General features: G+C 58.5%; 16 protein-coding genes. 9 read left to right on the plus strand and 7 right to left on the minus strand.

Going from position 1 to position 16,706, the window contains the following annotated elements; genetic code table 11:
• The first annotated feature begins 52 nt into the window (after window positions 1–52).
• From V7Q49_RS15300 to V7Q49_RS15310, 4 genes are all read left to right on the plus strand, one after another.
• Entirely contained in the window at window positions 53–577 is a 525-nt protein-coding gene (locus tag V7Q49_RS15300; RefSeq protein ID WP_333853275.1) for a PAAR domain-containing protein, read from the plus strand.
• 11 nt (window positions 578–588) lie between these two features.
• The gene (locus tag V7Q49_RS23560) at window positions 589–927 is read left to right on the plus strand and encodes a PAAR domain-containing protein (protein WP_442913072.1); all 339 of its coding nucleotides are present in this window, start codon (window positions 589–591) and stop codon (window positions 925–927) included.
• A 194-nt stretch (window positions 928–1,121) separates the two neighbouring features.
• Window positions 1,122–2,300 carry a hypothetical protein gene (locus tag V7Q49_RS15305; protein WP_333853277.1) on the plus strand — a complete coding sequence of 393 codons (1,179 nt, stop codon included), beginning with the start codon at window positions 1,122–1,124 and terminating at the stop codon, window positions 2,298–2,300.
• 2 nt (window positions 2,301–2,302) lie between these two features.
• Window positions 2,303–2,698, plus strand: a complete 396-nt coding sequence (locus V7Q49_RS15310) for a hypothetical protein (RefSeq protein ID WP_333853279.1) — start codon at window positions 2,303–2,305, stop codon at window positions 2,696–2,698.
• Between the two features lie 166 nt (window positions 2,699–2,864).
• On the opposite strand, the gene lsrG is transcribed toward V7Q49_RS15310, so the two are convergent.
• Genes lsrG through lsrA form a run of 6 tightly spaced genes read right to left on the minus strand, consistent with a single transcriptional unit; the run spans window position 2,865 to window position 8,551 of the window.
• On the minus strand, window positions 2,865–3,158 hold the full coding sequence (gene lsrG, locus V7Q49_RS15315; protein WP_333853280.1) for a (4S)-4-hydroxy-5-phosphonooxypentane-2,3-dione isomerase: 294 nt from the start codon (window positions 3,156–3,158) through the stop codon (window positions 2,865–2,867).
• A complete protein-coding gene (gene lsrF / locus V7Q49_RS15320) occupies window positions 3,155–4,042 on the minus strand; it encodes a 3-hydroxy-5-phosphonooxypentane-2,4-dione thiolase (protein WP_333853282.1) in 888 nt (295 codons plus the stop codon). Before lsrF ends, lsrG begins: the two co-directional genes overlap by 4 nt.
• An 11-nt stretch (window positions 4,043–4,053) precedes the next feature.
• On the minus strand, window positions 4,054–5,055 hold the full coding sequence (lsrB, locus tag V7Q49_RS15325; protein WP_333853532.1) for an autoinducer 2 ABC transporter substrate-binding protein LsrB: 1,002 nt from the start codon (window positions 5,053–5,055) through the stop codon (window positions 4,054–4,056).
• Window positions 5,055–6,035 carry an autoinducer 2 ABC transporter permease LsrD gene (lsrD, locus tag V7Q49_RS15330; protein WP_333853284.1) on the minus strand — a complete coding sequence of 327 codons (981 nt, stop codon included), beginning with the start codon at window positions 6,033–6,035 and terminating at the stop codon, window positions 5,055–5,057. The genes lsrB and lsrD overlap by 1 nt, the downstream gene beginning before the upstream one ends.
• Window positions 6,036–7,067: an autoinducer 2 ABC transporter permease LsrC gene (lsrC, locus tag V7Q49_RS15335; protein ID WP_333853286.1), complete on the minus strand. Its 1,032-nt coding sequence runs from the start codon at window positions 7,065–7,067 to the stop codon at window positions 6,036–6,038.
• Complete coding sequence (gene lsrA, locus V7Q49_RS15340; RefSeq protein WP_333853288.1) at window positions 7,064–8,551, minus strand: autoinducer 2 ABC transporter ATP-binding protein LsrA; 1,488 nt, start codon at window positions 8,549–8,551, stop codon at window positions 7,064–7,066. Before lsrA ends, lsrC begins: the two co-directional genes overlap by 4 nt.
• Before the next feature lie 214 nt (window positions 8,552–8,765).
• Here lsrA and lsrR point away from each other — a divergent pair, with 214 nt between their 5' ends.
• The 3 genes from lsrR (at window position 8,766) to V7Q49_RS15355 (ending at window position 13,566) form a co-directional block, all read left to right on the plus strand.
• Entirely contained in the window at window positions 8,766–9,737 is a 972-nt protein-coding gene (gene lsrR / locus V7Q49_RS15345; protein WP_333853290.1) for a transcriptional regulator LsrR, read from the plus strand.
• A 32-nt stretch (window positions 9,738–9,769) separates the two neighbouring features.
• A complete protein-coding gene (lsrK, locus tag V7Q49_RS15350) occupies window positions 9,770–11,365 on the plus strand; it encodes an autoinducer-2 kinase (protein ID WP_333853292.1) in 1,596 nt (531 codons plus the stop codon).
• A gap of 179 nt (window positions 11,366–11,544) precedes the next feature.
• The gene (locus V7Q49_RS15355; protein WP_333853294.1) at window positions 11,545–13,566 is read left to right on the plus strand and encodes an NADPH-dependent 2,4-dienoyl-CoA reductase; all 2,022 of its coding nucleotides are present in this window, start codon (window positions 11,545–11,547) and stop codon (window positions 13,564–13,566) included.
• A gap of 82 nt (window positions 13,567–13,648) precedes the next feature.
• Here the strand turns inward: V7Q49_RS15355 and rlmG are convergent, their stop codons facing one another.
• Window positions 13,649–14,785 (minus strand): 23S rRNA (guanine(1835)-N(2))-methyltransferase RlmG, encoded by a 1,137-nt coding sequence (gene rlmG, locus V7Q49_RS15360; RefSeq protein ID WP_333853296.1) that lies wholly within the window; start codon window positions 14,783–14,785, stop codon window positions 13,649–13,651.
• An 85-nt stretch (window positions 14,786–14,870) separates the two neighbouring features.
• Between rlmG and V7Q49_RS15365 the strand changes: the two genes are divergently transcribed.
• Both V7Q49_RS15365 and V7Q49_RS15370 read left to right on the plus strand, forming a co-directional pair.
• Entirely contained in the window at window positions 14,871–15,374 is a 504-nt protein-coding gene (locus V7Q49_RS15365) for a YgjP-like metallopeptidase domain-containing protein (RefSeq protein ID WP_010435864.1), read from the plus strand.
• A 70-nt stretch (window positions 15,375–15,444) separates the two neighbouring features.
• Window positions 15,445–16,443, plus strand: a complete 999-nt coding sequence (locus V7Q49_RS15370) for a Gfo/Idh/MocA family protein (RefSeq protein ID WP_333853299.1) — start codon at window positions 15,445–15,447, stop codon at window positions 16,441–16,443.
• The last annotated feature ends 263 nt before the right edge of the window (window positions 16,444–16,706 follow it).

The raw sequence follows: 16,706 nt of genomic DNA on the forward strand, positions 1-16,706 counted from the left end.
GTGATTATTGTATGATGCCAGTGAGTATAACCGCTTATATATTGAGGGATTAATGATGGCAAGAGCATTGGCCTGTCTTGGTGATAAAACGAGTTACGGAGAAATCATTTCAGCAACTGCGTCCTGGTTTGAAGGAAGTAAAGCAATAGCCCGGACCGGCGACAAGGCATCGTGCAGCAAATGTAACGGGTATTTTGAAATTCTGGCCTCCGCGCAGGACTGGGCAGAAGAAGGCAAAGCGTATGCGGCCACAGGTGACAGAGTGCTGTGCCGTTGCCCAGATCACTATGTGTACGGTTCAGCCACGCAGTCTACCAGCACAGGCACCGGCTCTCTGACCTCCCGCAATACTAGTCAGTCGCCTGTCCCGGCGCAGCAGGCACAGGATTCCGGTGCCCGTAACTGTATTCGCTTTCAGTGCACCGGTGACGATGGCCAGCTAATGGCTGGTTGCCGCTACACTCTGATGTTCCCGGACGGACGTTCTGAAGCTGGTGTTACCGATGAACACGGGCTTACCGGATGGCATTATGCTGAATCGGCAAACGATATCAGCCTGCATATTCTTACGGACTGAGGAAAACATGTATGTCTGACAACAGATGGAGCGGTGTACACGGTAAAAACTCCGGACTTGATGGCGATAAAACGTCAACAGGAGCAGTCTGCTATGCCGGAAGTCAGGGCTGGTCAGTAAACGGAAGGCGAAAGCTTTACGTGGGTGATAAAACGTCACCCTGCCCGAAATGCGGACAGCCAGGCGTGATTGCTTCAGGCGATCTCCGGCAGACAAACCCACAGGGACGGGCGGCTGCCGTCAATGGTTCGCCAGTACGCTGTGGGTGTGCGACCGGAACGAACTTCGTTATTGCGGCGGGAAATCCGTCAACGACCAAAATTGTCAGTGCACAGAGCCAGTCCGGGTAACAACCTTCTTCACGTAACACCCTTCGTTTTCAGTGTGCCGATGATGATAGCCGACTGATGGTGGATTGCCGGTATGTTCTGATGTTCCCGGACGGGCATACGGAAACGGGGAATACGGATAACCAGGGGATGACAGAGTGGCATTATGCTGAATCCGCTGAAAATATTAACCTGCATATATTAATGGATTAATTATGGCTGTTTACCATCTCAGTACCCGTATTAACTCTAATGTCCCGGCTGATTCTTTGCTGTATGACCTGTGTATTTACCGCATGGACTCCAGCAGGAATAAATCCCTCTTGGTGGATATGAAGCAACAGTCGTTTCTGGGCAATTATGAAACACAGAGTCACATGACCGGAAATATAAAAGAGTCACTCTCGACAATTTATATTATGGAAATGAAACTTTATCGAAAAACCATGTTGCATACGCACTGTGTAACACCTGTTCCGTTCACTAAAATGTACACGCTGGAAGAATTTTCGTCAGGCAAAGCCTGGTCTCCGGTGAAGCGGGAGAACCCCTGTTATTTTGAGTCAAAAGGGACAATGAAACCTGAGAGTCAGGGGGGCGCAACAAAGCTGATTAAAATCACCATCCCGGAACGTCAATTTATTGCAAAGGAATACCCCATTGGCAACCCCAGAGACCCTTTTGATAAAAATTTAATAGAACGTCAAATAGATGAAAGATTTAACGGATTTGATTTCCCTAATCAAATAGCAGCAAGTGTATGTGGACCTGCTGCATTTTTTTACTGTGTGCAAAAGGATCGCCCTGATGTGTATGCGCAAGCTGCCCGTGAACTTTGGCGGTACGGGAAAACTAAAATAGGTGACTTAATCATCTCACCTAGTGAAGGTTGCCGACACCCAACAGGTACATTTTATTTTGATGACGGCAGGCCGAAGATAGCCGGTACTGATTGGATGACACTAGCTGGACTCAGGGATTCAGAGAATACCGTACTGAACTTTGATGCTCTTGATTCTCCAGTTGCAGGCATCACAATGTGGCAAACAATGACGGAATGGTTTGAAAAGGCCGGTTATGAAATAGTTTTTAGTAATGTAGGGATCACTCAGGCAGGTGTTCAGGGAATCAGAGATTTAAATAAGTATGTAGAGCAAGGTTATAAAGTCGTGACATTAATAAATGATGGACTACTTGAAGGTAGTACAAATCCCACAACATTACCTACGCACTGGGTTGTATGGGATGGTTCTGTAACGCAAGGTGATAATGGATATGTTAGTTTGAAATTATTTTCTTGGGGGAACACAAGAAACTGGATAAAGCCTAAAAGAGCTCTGCAATTTTTCATTAACAGATTTTTTGGAGGAATGGTTTTTAAACCATTGAAATAAAAATGAGAAAAATATTTTTTATTTTATCTTTGCTTTTATTATCCGCCTGTTCGTTACAGGCAGAATTTACTCCAGAAGGAGAAACTCTTCATGACGCAACTGTTGGGGTACCCTATTATAACCAAATAAATATATTTGGTGGAATAGTTCTTTCTTATGATATTTATGGTAAGCAAGTCATTGCAGGAGATATTTATCCAGATAATTTAGGTCTCCACCTACAGTATTGTGATGATAATGAATTCAATAATTGCATTCAGATTAGGGGGACACCAACAAAAGCAGGTATAGCTAAAGTACGAATACATGGCGGCTTAGGTGGCGGAATGCTTTCAAAATCAGGAGATTTCGACAAAACCTATACTATCACGATCAAAGATTCAGAAGGATCTTCTTAAGATCGTTTTAGAGAAGATCTTAGCATCGCTCATCAAGGTACGAGAATCCGCTCAGAGAGCGGTTTTCTCGCACCCGAGTGGTTAAGACGTACAATAATCTTCGATATCCAAACTGACCCCGAATTTGCGGCCTGGTGCCCGGTGGCGCCACCAGGCCGCACAATGGCTACGCCGGCATCAACCCAACAAAACAGCGTTTTTTACGCGGCTCCGACATCAGGTCCTCAAGCTTCTCGACGCACGCCAGGTAGTGCGGGGTCTGCTTATGCGCCAGCACCGCCTCCTCATCCTTGTACGCCTCGTAGATAAAGAACCGGGTTTTCACCCGCGGATCCTGCAGCACGTCGAACCGCAGGTTGCCCGGCTCCTGGAGCGCCCCTTCATGGTTGGCGCGAAACACGTCCAGAAACTCGTCCACCCTGTCCGGCTTGATGTTGATCTCCACTAACGTCACGTTCATTGCCCTTCTCCCTGTTTTTCCTCCTGCCAGAACTGGTACGCCTCGCGGGCGCTCATCTTCTCGTGTACCACCTTCTTCACCGCCTTCAGCATCGCCAGCGGCGCGCTGGACTGGAAGATATTACGTCCCATATCGACCCCCGACGCGCCCTGATCGATGGCGCGGAAGCACATCTCCAGCGCCTCGTGCTCCGGCAGCTTTTTGCCCCCGGCGATAACAATTGGCACCGGGCAGCTGGCGGTCACTTTCTCGAACCCCTCTTCCACAAAATAGGTTTTGACGAACTGCGCCCCCATCTCCGCGGCGATACGGCTGGCGAGTGAGAAATAGCGCGCGTCGCGGGCCATCTCCTTACCGACCCCGGTCACCGCCAGGGTCGGGATACCGTAGCGATTACCCGCATCCACCAGCTTGATGATGTTGTTGATCGACTGGTGCTCATACTCACTGCCGATATAGACCTGCGCCGCCACCGCGCAGACGTTGAGGCGCAGAGCATCCTCCATCGCCACCGCCACGCACTCGTTGGAGAGTTCGCCCAGCATCGAGTTGCCCCCGGAGGCGCGCAGCACCACCGGTTTGTTGGTGGCGGGCGGCACCTGGCTCCTGAGAATGCCGCGGGTACACATCAGCACGTCGGTTTCAGCGAACAGCGGCGCAATGGAGAGATCGATGCGCTCCAGCCCGGTGGTTGGCCCCTGAAAGTAGCCATGATCGAAGGCCAGCATCACCGTACGGTTGCTGGCGGGGTTGAAGATGCGCGCCAGACGCGACTGCATCCCCCAGTCCAGCGCCCCGCAGCCCTTCAGGGTGAAGGGCACGTTCTGCTGCGGTCGGTCGAGGCCAAAGTTCTTACCCTCTTTGATGTCGTCTAAATCAGCCATGTTCCCCCCTGTCAGAAGTCGTAGTTGTTGATGTTCTCTTTGGTGAACACCACCCGCTCCGGCAGCAGCACGATGCCATTGCCTTTCGCTTCATACTGATAGCCCTGGACACTGTTCGGCTCGACCTTCAGGGCCCCGATATCTTTCACATCCACGCTGTCGCCAACGTTAAGATCGCCTTTTTTCAGCAAACGATCGGCGACATTGACCGCAATTTTGCCCTGTTGCACCACATCCCACAGACCAAAGGCTTTCACCGTGCCGCGCTCCACGTACGGACGCATGACGTTCGGCGTACTGAAGCCGACAATCGCCACCCCTTCCCGCTTCAGGTTCTCCGCCGCCTGGGCTGCCGCTGGCAGGGCGTTGGCATCCGGGGCGATGATCGCATCCAGATCCGGGTACGCTTTTAAGATCCCCTCGGCGGTCTGCAGGGATTTGGTGGCATCGTTATAGCCAAACTGGGTGGTGACGATCTGCCACTGGGGATGATCTTTGGCGATTTTGGCCTTCGCCTCTTTCACCCACTGGTTCTGATCGGTGACGGTGGGGCTGGAATAGAAGAAAGCCACTTTAGCGGCCGGTTTGGTGACCTGCTTCGAGGCCATGTCCACCAGCAGGCCGCCCAGCTGTTCCGGGGTGCCCTGGTTGATGTAGATGCTGCGGCACTCCGGTTTGGTGTCGGAGTCCCAGGTCAGGACTTTTACCCCGCGCTGCATGGCGCGTTTCAGCGCCGGGCAGAGCCCATCCGGCGACACCGCCGAGACGATGATGGCGTTGTAGCCCTGGTTAACGAAGTTATTGATCAGCTGCACCTGCCCGGAGACGCTTGGCTCGGTCGGGCCATCGTAGGTGACCTCCGCCCCCAGGGCTTTACCCGCCTCTTTTGCGCCGTTACCGCCGCTGGTAAAGAAGCCCACCCCCACCAGTTTCGGGATAAACGCGATGCGATCCGCCGCCTGCGCCGTCGCCACGCTTAACGCTACGGCCAGCACCATCAGTTTTATTTTCATCATACGCTCCGGGTATTTTTTGTGAGAAGAGACCGCACCCATTCACGGTGCAAGCTCAGCGAACGCCCCATGACCACCACAACCAGCAGCGCCCCTGACAGCGCGCTCGACACCTGATTGGGGATGCCAACCATCTGTAACCCCTGTTGCAGATACCCCACCAGCAATGCCGCCAGCGCAGTACCCAGCACCGAACCTGAACCCCCGTAGATATTCGCCCCGCCGAGCACCGCCGCGGTCAGGGCGGGCATCAGCAGGTCGCGCCCCAGATCGGAACGCGCCGAGCCGAAATAGGAGACCATCACCAGGGCGGCAATCGCCGAAGCCACGCCCACCAGGCCATACAGCGCATAGGGCATGCCGTTAACCGACAGCGCCGCATAGCGCGCCGCGCGCGGGTTTTGCCCAATCAGAAACAGGTGACGACCAAAACGCCCGCGATGGACGATCAGCCAGAAGAAGAAGGTAATAAATGCGAACAGCACCAGCGGGATCGGCAGGCCTATTACCGTGAGGTTGGCGAAGGCGGTGAAGCTCTCCGGGAAGCCGCCAATCCCTTCGTAGCCGGTGGCCCCGGCCATCCCCGAGAGCAGCAGCGCCCCGCCGCCGTAGAGGTACAGCGTGCCGAGGGTGATCACCAGCGGGCTGATCCCGGTGTAGTGAATCAGCGCTGCGTTGAACAGGCCGCACAGCAGCCCGAGCAGCAGGGTGAGCGGAACCGCCGCCATCATCGGCACGCCGGACTGCATCATCACCCCCAGCGCGATGGCGCACAGGCCGATGGTCGAGCCCAGCGAGATGTCGATCCCGCCGCTGATAATCACTAACGTCAGCGGCAGCGCCACAATGCCGATGCAGATAAAATCGCTGGTGCTGAACAGCAGCATGTTGATGTCGAGCATCCGCGGGTTGAGGGTGCCAAACAGCAGGATCTCCAGCACCAGTAACAGCAGCAGCGCCCACTCCCAGTTAAGCTTCATTTACGCCACCTCTTTGTTGCGTTTGCGAAACGGGGTGACGTGCTTCCCCCCTTTGTTGCCCGGCTGGAAACGGCTGTACTTCAGCGCGCGCTGATGACGCGCCAGCGCCTGCCGCAGCCGTCCGTCGAGCACCAGCACCCCCAGCAGCACCAGGCCGGCGATAAAGTCATTCCACCAGGCCGGGAGGCGGAACAGCACCAGCACGGTGTCGATCTGGGTCAGGAAGAAGGCCCCGAGCAGCGCACCAATCAGAGTGCCGGTGCCGCCGAGCAGGGAGATGCCCCCCAGCACGCAGGCGGCGATGGCTTTCATCTCCAGCCCGCTGCCGGTCTGGTTCGGCACGAAACCGATCTGCGCGGCAAAGACGATCCCGGCGCAGGCCGCCAGCACGCCGTTGAGGGTGAAGGCCGCCATCCGCGTGCGGTTGACCGCAACCCCCAGCTGACGGGCAGCGGCGAGGTTATCCCCGACGGCGTAAAAATCCCGGCCAAAGGCGGTGCGCGACAGGATCCAGGCCTCGAGGGCGGCAATTACCAGCACCACTATCCCCAGCGGCGACACCCCGAGCGCCACCGGCTCCGAGAGCGATTTCAGGCTTACCGGCAGACCTTCAATCCACTTCCCGCCGGTCCAGAGCAGCATCGCTCCGCGCCACAGCCCCAGCGTGCCGAGGGTGGCGACAATCGCCGGAATGCGCAGCCCCACTACCAGCAGGCCGTTAAAGGCGCCCGCCAGCGCGCCGATGGACAGCGCAAACAGGATCGCCACCGGCAGGCCGTAGCCATTGTTCAGCGCCACCCCCACGGCAATGGCGCAGAGCCCGACAATCGAGCCGACCGACACGTCGATATTGCGGGTCAGCATCACCAGCCCCGCCCCGAGCGCCAGCAGGATCAGGATCTGCGCGCTGGCAAAGATCATCCCCAGGGTCTGCAGGCTGAGGTAGGCCGGGTTAAGCGCCACCAGCACCACAAACAGGGCAAGGATCGCCAGCAGGGCGCTGAGCTCGCGGTTTTTCAGCAGTGTTTTCATGCCTGTCCTCCGAAGGCCAGGGCCATCATCCGGTCAAGACTGACGGCGTGGCGCGGCAGTTCCCCGCTGAGCACCCCCTGATGCATCACCAGGACCCGATCCGCCAGACCCGGGAACTCGTCCATGTCGCTGGAGATCATCAGCACCGCCACGTTTTGCGCCGCCACGCTTTTGATCAGCTGATAGATATCGGCCCGGGCCGAGACGTCCACCCCGCGGGTCGGTTCATCGACGATCAGCAGCAGCGGATTGGCCTCCAGGCAGCGCGCCAGCAAAACCTTCTGCTGATTGCCACCCGACAGGGTGCGCACGGTCTGATCCGGGCCGTTGAGCTTGATCCCCAGCGCCCGGTGGTAGCGCTCCACCACCGCCGCCTCGCGCTTGCGCTGCTGCCAGAGTGACGGCTCATTCAACGCCACCGTGTTCCAGCGGACCGGCGCATCGAGGAACAGGCCGGACACCTGCCTGTCCTCCGGGAGATAAACCAGCCCTTTCTCCAGTCGGGCGCTGACCGGATCATTGTCGATCTGCTGGTTTTCGAGCCAGATCCTGCCGCCGCGCGGCGGGCGCAGACCGTAGAGCGTTTCGGCAAACTCGGTGCGCCCGGCCCCCACCAGCCCGGCCAGGCCGACGATCTCCCCGGCGTAGATCTCGAGGCTCAGATCGATAAACCCCTCCCCGGTCAGCGTCTCCACCCGCAGCACCGGAAAATCCTGGGCCTGGGTGCGGCGATTGCCCGGCAGGGCCAGCCACAGCTTTTGCGTGTCGCTCAGCCCCTGGTCGCGGCTGACCGGGGTCATCGCGGCGATCAGCGCGTTGTCATCAAAGTGCGCGGTTTCGCCGCTGAGGACGATCGCCCCGTCGCGCATCACCGAGACGTGGCTGGCGAGCTGGCGGATTTCAGGCAGCTTGTGGGAGATAAAGACGATGCCGACGCCCGTGGCCTGTAAGGCACGGATCTGGCGGAACAGGCGTTCGGTTTCGCCGGGCGTCAGCGAGGCGGTGGGCTCATCGAGGATCAGGATCTTCGCCTCGCGCATCAGCCCGCGCAGGATCTCCACCATCTGTTGATCCGCCACTTCCAGCGTACTGGCGGCGGCCTCTAAGTTGAGCTGGCACTGCAGCTGCTCGAGCTTATCGGCAAGACGCTGGTCGGAGGCCTGCCCACGCGGCAGACGGAAGAGGATGTTTTCCCGCACGCTGAGATTGGGAAACAGCATAGGCTCCTGGGGCACCAGATAAATACCGAGCTGGTGCGCCTGGCCCGGTTTCAGGCGAGCAAAAGGCTGCCCGGCGATAGAAAGTTCACCGCTGTCGGGCGTTTCGACGCCGGCGACGATCTTCATCAGGGTGGATTTCCCCGCGCCATTGCCGCCCATCAGGGCGTGAACCTGGCCCGCAAGCAGAGTGAAATCAATGTTTTTCAATACAGGAACGCCGGAGAACTGCTTCTGGATCCCGCGCGCCTCGATAAGTGCTGTCATTATCGCTCCGCCATTGAACAAATGATTTTTAAAATTAATAATGTTCAAAAGCGTAGACGGTGAACTATATTTACAACCGTGCAGGGATCACAGTTTTATGGATATGATCCCGATAAAGCAGAAACATTCCGGAATATCCGTTTTGCCGTGTGGCTCACACATTCAACCTGCGGCGAAGCGAACATATGATCTAAATTTTGATAAGAGTTCAAATATGGCTGAGAAACGCGTTGCGGAAGAGGGACGATTTGCCGGACTGGCGCTGACGGAAGAGGAACTGGTCGCGCGCGTGGCGTGGTGCTACTACCACGACGGACTGACGCAGAACGATATCGGCGAGCGGCTGGGCTTACCGCGGCTCAAGATTTCACGGCTGCTGGAGAAGGGTCGGCAGTCCGGGGTGATCCGGGTGCAGATCAACTCCCGCTACGAAGGTTGTCTGGCGCTGGAGACCGAGCTCCAGCAGCGCTTCGGCCTGAAGCTGGCCCGCGTGCTGCCTGCCCTGAACACCCCGCCGATGAGCGTGCGCCTGGGAATTGGCGCCGCGCAGTCGTTAATGGGCGTGCTGGAACCGGGCCAGCTGCTGGCGGTGGGATTTGGTGAAACTACCATGAGCTGCATTCAGCACTTAAGCGGCTTTATCAGCTCCCAGCAGGTGCGGCTGGTGACGCTCTCCGGCGGCGTCGGGCCTTATATGACCGGCATCGGCCAGCTGGATGCCGCGTGCAGCATCAGCATGATCCCCGCCCCGCTGCGGGTCTCATCGGCGGAAGTGGCCGGGATCTTAAAGCGGGAAACCAGCGTGCGGGATGTGATCCTTGCCGCCACCGCTGCCGACGTGGCGGTGGTCGGAATTGGTTCGGTGAACCAGCGCCGGGACGCCACCATACTGCGCTCCGGCTATATCAGCGAGGGCGAGCAGTTGATGTTTGCCCGTAAAGGCGCGGTGGGTGACATCCTGGGGTATTTCCTTAATGCCGCGGGGGAACGGGTAGAAGAGCTGGAGATCCACCGGGAGTTACTCGGCGTCACCCTCGATGAACTGGCGCAGCTGCCCACCATCGTCGGGGTCGCCGGAGGAGAAGAGAAAGCCGATGCGATTTATGCCGCACTGAACGGTCGCCGTATCAATGGCCTGGTGACGGAAGAGACGACAGCCCGCGCGGTGCTGGCTCTGGCCGGATAAGAGCAGCCCTGCGCCTGACACGAGGCAAGCTCATGAGTTACCTTTTAGCGTTAGATGCAGGGACGGGAAGCGTTCGCGCCGTTATTTTCGATTTACAGGGCAATCAGGTCGCCGTCGGCCAGGCGGAGTGGAAACACCTGAGCGTCGAGAACGTCCCCGGCTCGATGGAGTTCGATCTCGACACCAACTGGCGGCTGGCCTGCCAGTGTATTCACCAGGCGCTGGAGCGGGCGCACCTGAGCGCGGCGGATATCCAGTCCGTTGCCTGCTGCTCGATGCGCGAAGGGATTGTCCTCTACGACCGCAACGGCGAGGCTATCTGGGCCTGCGCCAACGTCGATGCCCGCGCCAGCCGTGAAGTGGCCGAGCTAAAAGAGATCCACGACTTCCGCTTTGAATCCGAAGTGTATGACGTCTCCGGCCAGACCCTGGCCCTGAGCGCCATGCCGCGCCTGCTGTGGCTGGCGCACCATCGCCCGGATATCTATCGCAAAGCGGCCACCATCACCATGATCAGCGACTGGCTGGCGGCAAAGCTCTCCGGCGAGCTGGCGGTTGACCCCTCCAACGCAGGCACCACCGGCATGCTGGATCTGTTCTCCCGCGACTGGCGACCGGCGCTGCTGGATATGGCCGGACTGCGCGCCGATATTCTCTCCCCGGTGAAAGAGACCGGCACAGTGCTGGGGGCGATCACCAAAGAGGCCGCGCAGCAGAGCGGCCTGCGGGAAGGCACCCCGGTGGTGATGGGCGGCGGCGACGTGCAGCTGGGCTGTCTGGGGCTGGGCGTGGTCCGCGCCGGGCAGACCGCGGTGCTGGGCGGCACCTTCTGGCAGCAGGTGGTCAACCTGCCGCAGGTGCGCACCGATCCGCAGATGAACATCCGCGTGAACCCGCACGTGATCCCCGGCATGGCCCAGGCGGAGTCGATCAGCTTCTTTACCGGGCTGACCATGCGCTGGTTCCGCGACGCCTTCTGCGCGGAAGAAAAACTGATTGCCGAGCGGATGGGGATGGACACCTACGCCCTGATGGAGGAGATGGCCAGCCGGGTACCGGCGGGCTCCCACGGGGTGATGCCGATCTTCTCCGACGCCATGCACTTCAAACAGTGGTATCACGCTGCGCCGTCGTTTATTAACCTCTCCATCGACCCGGAAAAATGCAACAAAGCCACGCTGTTCCGCGCCCTGGAGGAGAATGCGGCGATTGTCTCCGCCTGCAACCTGGCGCAGATATCGCAATTCTCCGGCGTCAATTTTGATGGCCTGGTATTTGCCGGCGGCGGCGCGAAAGGCGCGCTGTGGAGCCAGATCTTAAGCGACGTCACCGGCCTGCCGGTGCGGGTGCCGGAGGTGAAAGAGGCGACCGCGCTGGGTTGCGCCATTGCCGCCGGAACCGGCGCCGGGCTGTATGGCGATATGGCCGCCACGGGCGAGAAGCTGGTGAAGTGGAGCCGGGAGTTCACGCCAAACCCGGCGCACCGGGAGCTGTACGACGGCATGATGCAGAAATGGCAGGCGGTGTACGCCGACCAGCTGGGGCTGGTGGACAGCGGGCTGACGACGTCGATGTGGCAGGCACCGGGGCTGGTGCGGACACCCCCCTCACCCCGGCCCTCTCCCTGAGGGAGAGGGAGATTAAGTCCCCTCTCCCTCAGGGAGAGGGTTAGGGTGAGGGCAACAGGCCGCACCTAATCTTTGAATCCCATCACAATCACCGAATTCCCCTTTTCCCTTTTACTCCCCGCTGGCTAAATTAGTAACTCATCCGACCACATAACAATAATTTTACAATGGAAGCGTTTATGAGCCACTACCCGTCGCTGTTCGCCCCCCTTGATCTGGGGTTCACCACGCTCAAAAACCGTGTGTTAATGGGCTCGATGCATACCGGTCTGGAGGAGCGCCCGGACGGCGCGGAGCGGCTGGCGGCTTTTTACGCCGAGCGGGCCCGACACGGGGTAGCGCTGATTGTCACCGGCGGCGTGGCCCCTGCCCCTTCGGGCGTCGGGATGGAGGGTGGCGCGGTGCTGAACGATGTGGCACAGCTGCCCCATCACCGGGTCGTTACCGATGCAGTCCATCAGGAAGGTGGCAAAATCGCCCTGCAAATTCTGCATACCGGACGCTACAGCTATCAGCCGAACCTGGTGGCTCCGTCGGCGATCCAGGCCCCGATCAACCGCTTCAAGCCGCATGCCCTGACCCACGATGAGATCCTGATCCTGATCGATGACTTCGCCCGCTGCGCCGCTCTGGCCCGCGAGGCGGGTTACGACGGCGTGGAGGTGATGGGCTCTGAAGGCTATCTGATCAACGAGTTTCTTGCCGCGCGCACCAACCAGCGTGAGGACGAATGGGGCGGCGACTACGCCCGGCGGATGCGCTTTGCCGTCGAAGTGGTGCGCGCGGTGCGTGAACGCGCCGGGGCTGACTTTATTATTATTTTCCGCCTGTCGATGCTCGATCTGGTGGAAGGCGGCGGCACCTTCGACGAAACCGTCCAGCTGGCGCAGGCCATTGAAGCGGCAGGCGCGACCATCATTAACACCGGGATCGGCTGGCACGAGGCGCGGATCCCAACCATCGCCACCCCGGTGCCGCGCGCGGCGTTCAGCTGGGTAACGCGCCGGCTGAAAGGCAAGGTGTCGATCCCGCTGGTGACCACCAACCGCATTAACGATCCGCAGGTGGCGGACGATCTGCTGGCCAACGGCGATGCCGATATGGTGTCGATGGCGCGGCCTTTCCTCGCCGATGCGGAGATCCTCTCCAAGGCGCAAAGCGGTCGCGCGGATGAGATCAACACCTGTATCGGCTGCAACCAGGCCTGCCTGGATCAGATCTTCGTTGGCAAGGTCACCTCCTGCCTGGTCAACCCGCGCGCCTGCCATGAAACGAAAATGCCGGTGACGCCTGCGGTAAGCAAAAAACGGCTGGCGGTGGTGGGCGCAGGCCCGGCAGGGCTGGCGTTTGCGGTGAATGCCGCGTCGCGCGGGCACAGCGTGACGCTGTTTGATGCCGCAGCGGAGATCGGCGGGCAGTTTAATATCGCCAAACAGATCCCCGGCAAAGAGGAGTTTTACGAGACCCTGCGCTATTACGCGCGGATGATCGACCTCACCGGGGTCGATCTGCGGCTCAACCAGTGGGTGACCGCGCAGGATCTGATCGACTTTGACGAGACGATCCTCGCCAGCGGGATCGCCCCGCGCACGCCTGAGATCGACGGCATCGATCATCCGAAAGTGCTGAGCTATCTCGACGTGCTGCGCGACAAAAAACCGGTGGGCGATCGGGTGGCGATAATCGGCTGCGGCGGGATCGGTTTTGATACCGCCATGTACCTGAGCCAGGCGGGCGAGCCCACCAGCCAGAACATCGCGGAATTCTGCGAGGAGTGGGGGATCGACACCAGCCTGAACCAGGTGGGCGGCCTGCGACCGGAGGGGCCGCAGCTACCGAAAAGCCCTCGCCAGATCGTGATGCTGCAGCGTAAGGCCAGCAAACCGGGAGACGGGCTGGGAAAAACCACTGGCTGGATCCATCGCGCCACCCTGCTCTCGCGCGGCGTGAAGATGATCCCGGGGGTGAGTTATCAGAAAATCGATGACGAGGGGCTGCACGTGCTGATCGGCGGTGAACCGCAGCTGTTACCTGTCGATCATGTGATTTTATGTGCTGGTCAGGAGCCGAAACGCGATCTGGCGGATCCGCTGCGCGAAGCGGGCAAAAGGGTTCATTTGATTGGCGGATGTGACGTGGCGATGGAGCTGGATGCCCGGCGGGCGATTGCCCAGGGGACGACGTTGGCATTAGCGATTTGATTTTTTGCCCGGTGGCGCTGCGCTTACCGGGCCTACAAAACCGTAGGCCGGTGCAAGCGCAGCGCCGCCCGGCATAACAATCTTAACGACGGCGGCCCGTCTTAATCGCCTTCAACACCACGAACTTGTTGTTAGTCGCCACGGTGGTGCAGTTACCGAAAATCTTCTTCAGTTTGTGGAAGTAGTCCAGGTGACGGTTAGCCACGATGTACAGCTCACCGTTAATTTTCAGGCAGCGGCGCGCGTGGTGGAACATCTCCCAGGCGACATTATCCGTCAGGGCGTGCTTCTGGTGGAACGGCGGATTGCACAGCACCGCGTTAAAGCGGAACGGCTCCACGCCCGACAGCGCGTTGTTGATCATAAACTCGCAGCGATCCAGCGCTTCCGGCATGTTGGTTTCTACGTTCAGACGGCTCGACGCCACCGCCATTGGCGATTCGTCGCTGAACACCACGCTGGCCTCCGGGTTCTTCGCCAGCAGCGTCAGGCCGATCACCCCGTTCCCGCAGCCGAGATCAACGATCTCCCCTTCCAGGTTCTCCGGCAGGTGTTCCATAAAGAAGCGCGCGCCGATATCCAGCCCGGTACGTGAAAACACGTTAGCGTGGTTATGGATGGTCCAGTCGGTGCCTTCCAGCTTCCAGCTCAGGGTCTCTGGCGCGTCGGCCAGCTCGGGTGCCGTGAAAGTACAGTTGATCAGGCGCGCTTTTTTCCATGCCAGCGTCGTGGTGGTTGGCCCCAGCACTTTCTCGAACAGCTCGAGGGTGGAGGTGTGGATATCACGCACTTTGGCACCGGCAATAATACGTGTCTCTGGCGTCACGACTTTACGCAGCGCGCGCAGCTGCTGCTCCAGCAGCGCCATGGTTTTTGGCACTTTGATCAGCACCACGCCCGGCGCCTGCGGGTACTCCGCGGTGCTGTCGAGGAACTTAACGCTGCCTTCATCGAGCTCGTTGTGGCGCAGGTTCACGCGCGTCGCCAGCTCGCTTAAGTATGAGTCGCCGATGCTGTACGGCGTGTGTTCGACCAGCGCACAACCCAATGCGCCGAAAGCATCATTCAGGATCAGAACCGGGCCGCTAATTTCTGTCTCATCCAACTGCTGCAGCAGATATTCATCCGCCGCTTCCCACGCCTGAAGCGGGTTAACGTCGTCCGTTTCCGGGAAACGTTTTAAGTCGAGTGAACGGAAACCGTTGTCTAAGTGGCTCATCGGCCCTCCTGAGTGGTAAAATTTCGGCGTTATCCCTGAAAAGGGTGCGTGAGTATACCCGTTTTCAAATTATTTTGGGGTTTTGATGAACCAGCTGACATATCTCCAGGGCTATCCGGAGCATCTGCTTTCCCAGGTCCGTACATTAATTGCCGAGCAGAAGCTGGGCGCGGTGCTGGAAAAACGCTATCCCGGCACGCACGATTTCGCGACCGATAAAGCCCTCTGGCAGTATACGCAGGATCTGAAAAGCCGCTATCTGAAGAGCGCGCCGCCGATCAACAAGGTGATGTACGACAACAAGATTCACGTCCTGAAGAACGCCCTGGGTCTGCACACCGCCATCTCCCGCGTGCAGGGCGGCAAGCTGAAAGCCAAGGCCGAAATCCGCGTGGCCACCGTGTTCCGCAACGCGCCGGAGGCCTTCCTGCGGATGATCGTGGTGCACGAGCTGGCGCATCTGAAAGAGAAAGAGCACGACAAAGCGTTCTATTCCCTGTGTTGCCACATGGAGCCGCAGTACCACCAGCTGGAGTTTGATACCCGGCTATGGCTTACGCATTTATCGTTAAATAGTAATGCGGAATAGCGCACGCGAATTGTCATGATGACGTGCTACAGTGGCTAAAGGTTCCCCGCTACGGAGTACGTAAACGTTTATGATACGTTTCGCAGTCATTGGGACGAACTGGATCACGCGCCAGTTCGTCGATGCCGCCCATGAGACCGGCAAATATAAACTCACCGCAGTCTATTCCCGCAGCCTTGAACAGGCTCAGGCCTTTGCTAACGACTATCTTGTCGAGCATCTGTTTACCTCTCTGGAGGCGATGGCGCAAAGCGATGCCATTGATGCGGTCTATATTGCCAGCCCGAATTCACTGCATTTCCCGCAGACGACGCTGTTCCTCAGCCACAAAAAACATGTGATCTGCGAGAAGCCGCTGGCCTCCAATATTGAGGAGGTGGAAGCGGCCATTGCCCTTGCGCGGGAAAATCAGGTGGTGCTGTTCGAAGCGTTCAAAACCGCCAGCCTGCCGAATTTCCTGCTGCTGCAGCAGTCCTTGCCGAAAATCGGCAAAGTGCGCAAAGCCTTTATCAACTACTGTCAGTACTCATCGCGCTACCAGCGTTATCTCGATGGCGAGAACCCGAACACCTTTAATCCGGCATTTTCCAACGGCTCGATTATGGATATCGGCTTCTACTGCCTGGCTTCAGCGGTGGCGCTGTGGGGCGAGCCGCACCGGGTCCAGGCGACCGCCAGCCTGCTGGAGAGCGGTGTCGACGCTCACGGCCTGGTGGTGCTGGATTACGGCGATTTCAGCGTCACGCTGCAACACTCCAAGGTGAGCGACTCGGTGCTGCCGAGCGAGATCCAGGGCGAGAACGGCTCGCTGGTTGTCGAGAAGATCTCCGAGTGCCAGAAGCTGAGCTACGTGCCGCGCGGCGGCAAGGCGCAGGAGCTGACGCAGCCTCAGCATATCAACACTATGCTTTATGAGGCAGAGGTGTTTGCGCGTCTGGTCGAAACCCAGGAAGTGAACCATCCGGGCCTGGCGGTGAGCCGTACCACGGCGAAGCTGCAGACCGAGATCCGTCGTCAGACGGGGGTGGTGTTCCCGGCGGATGGCCTGAACGCCGAAGTTACCGCGTAAAGCTGTGTAATGAATTCGCGCAGGCCATTGACGAAATCAATGGCCTGACATATTTTGTTACCTGCAAAGGGGAGTAACTTCTTCGTCGGTGGATCGTCATTACGATGCGTTTAATACCGCATCCGGTCGCCGGGCAACGAAAAAGGAATGCGATTAACGTATTCCTTTCTTGTTGTAAGTGAGACCTTGCCGGAAGGCGAGGTCTATGCATAAAAAACGCAACGGCTATCGTCTTCTGACGTTAGCCGTTTTTGTTTTTTACG

Origin of the sequence: Leclercia sp. (assembly GCF_036780805.1) — a bacterium.
In the GTDB taxonomy this organism is placed as follows: Bacteria; Pseudomonadota; Gammaproteobacteria; order Enterobacterales; family Enterobacteriaceae; genus Enterobacter.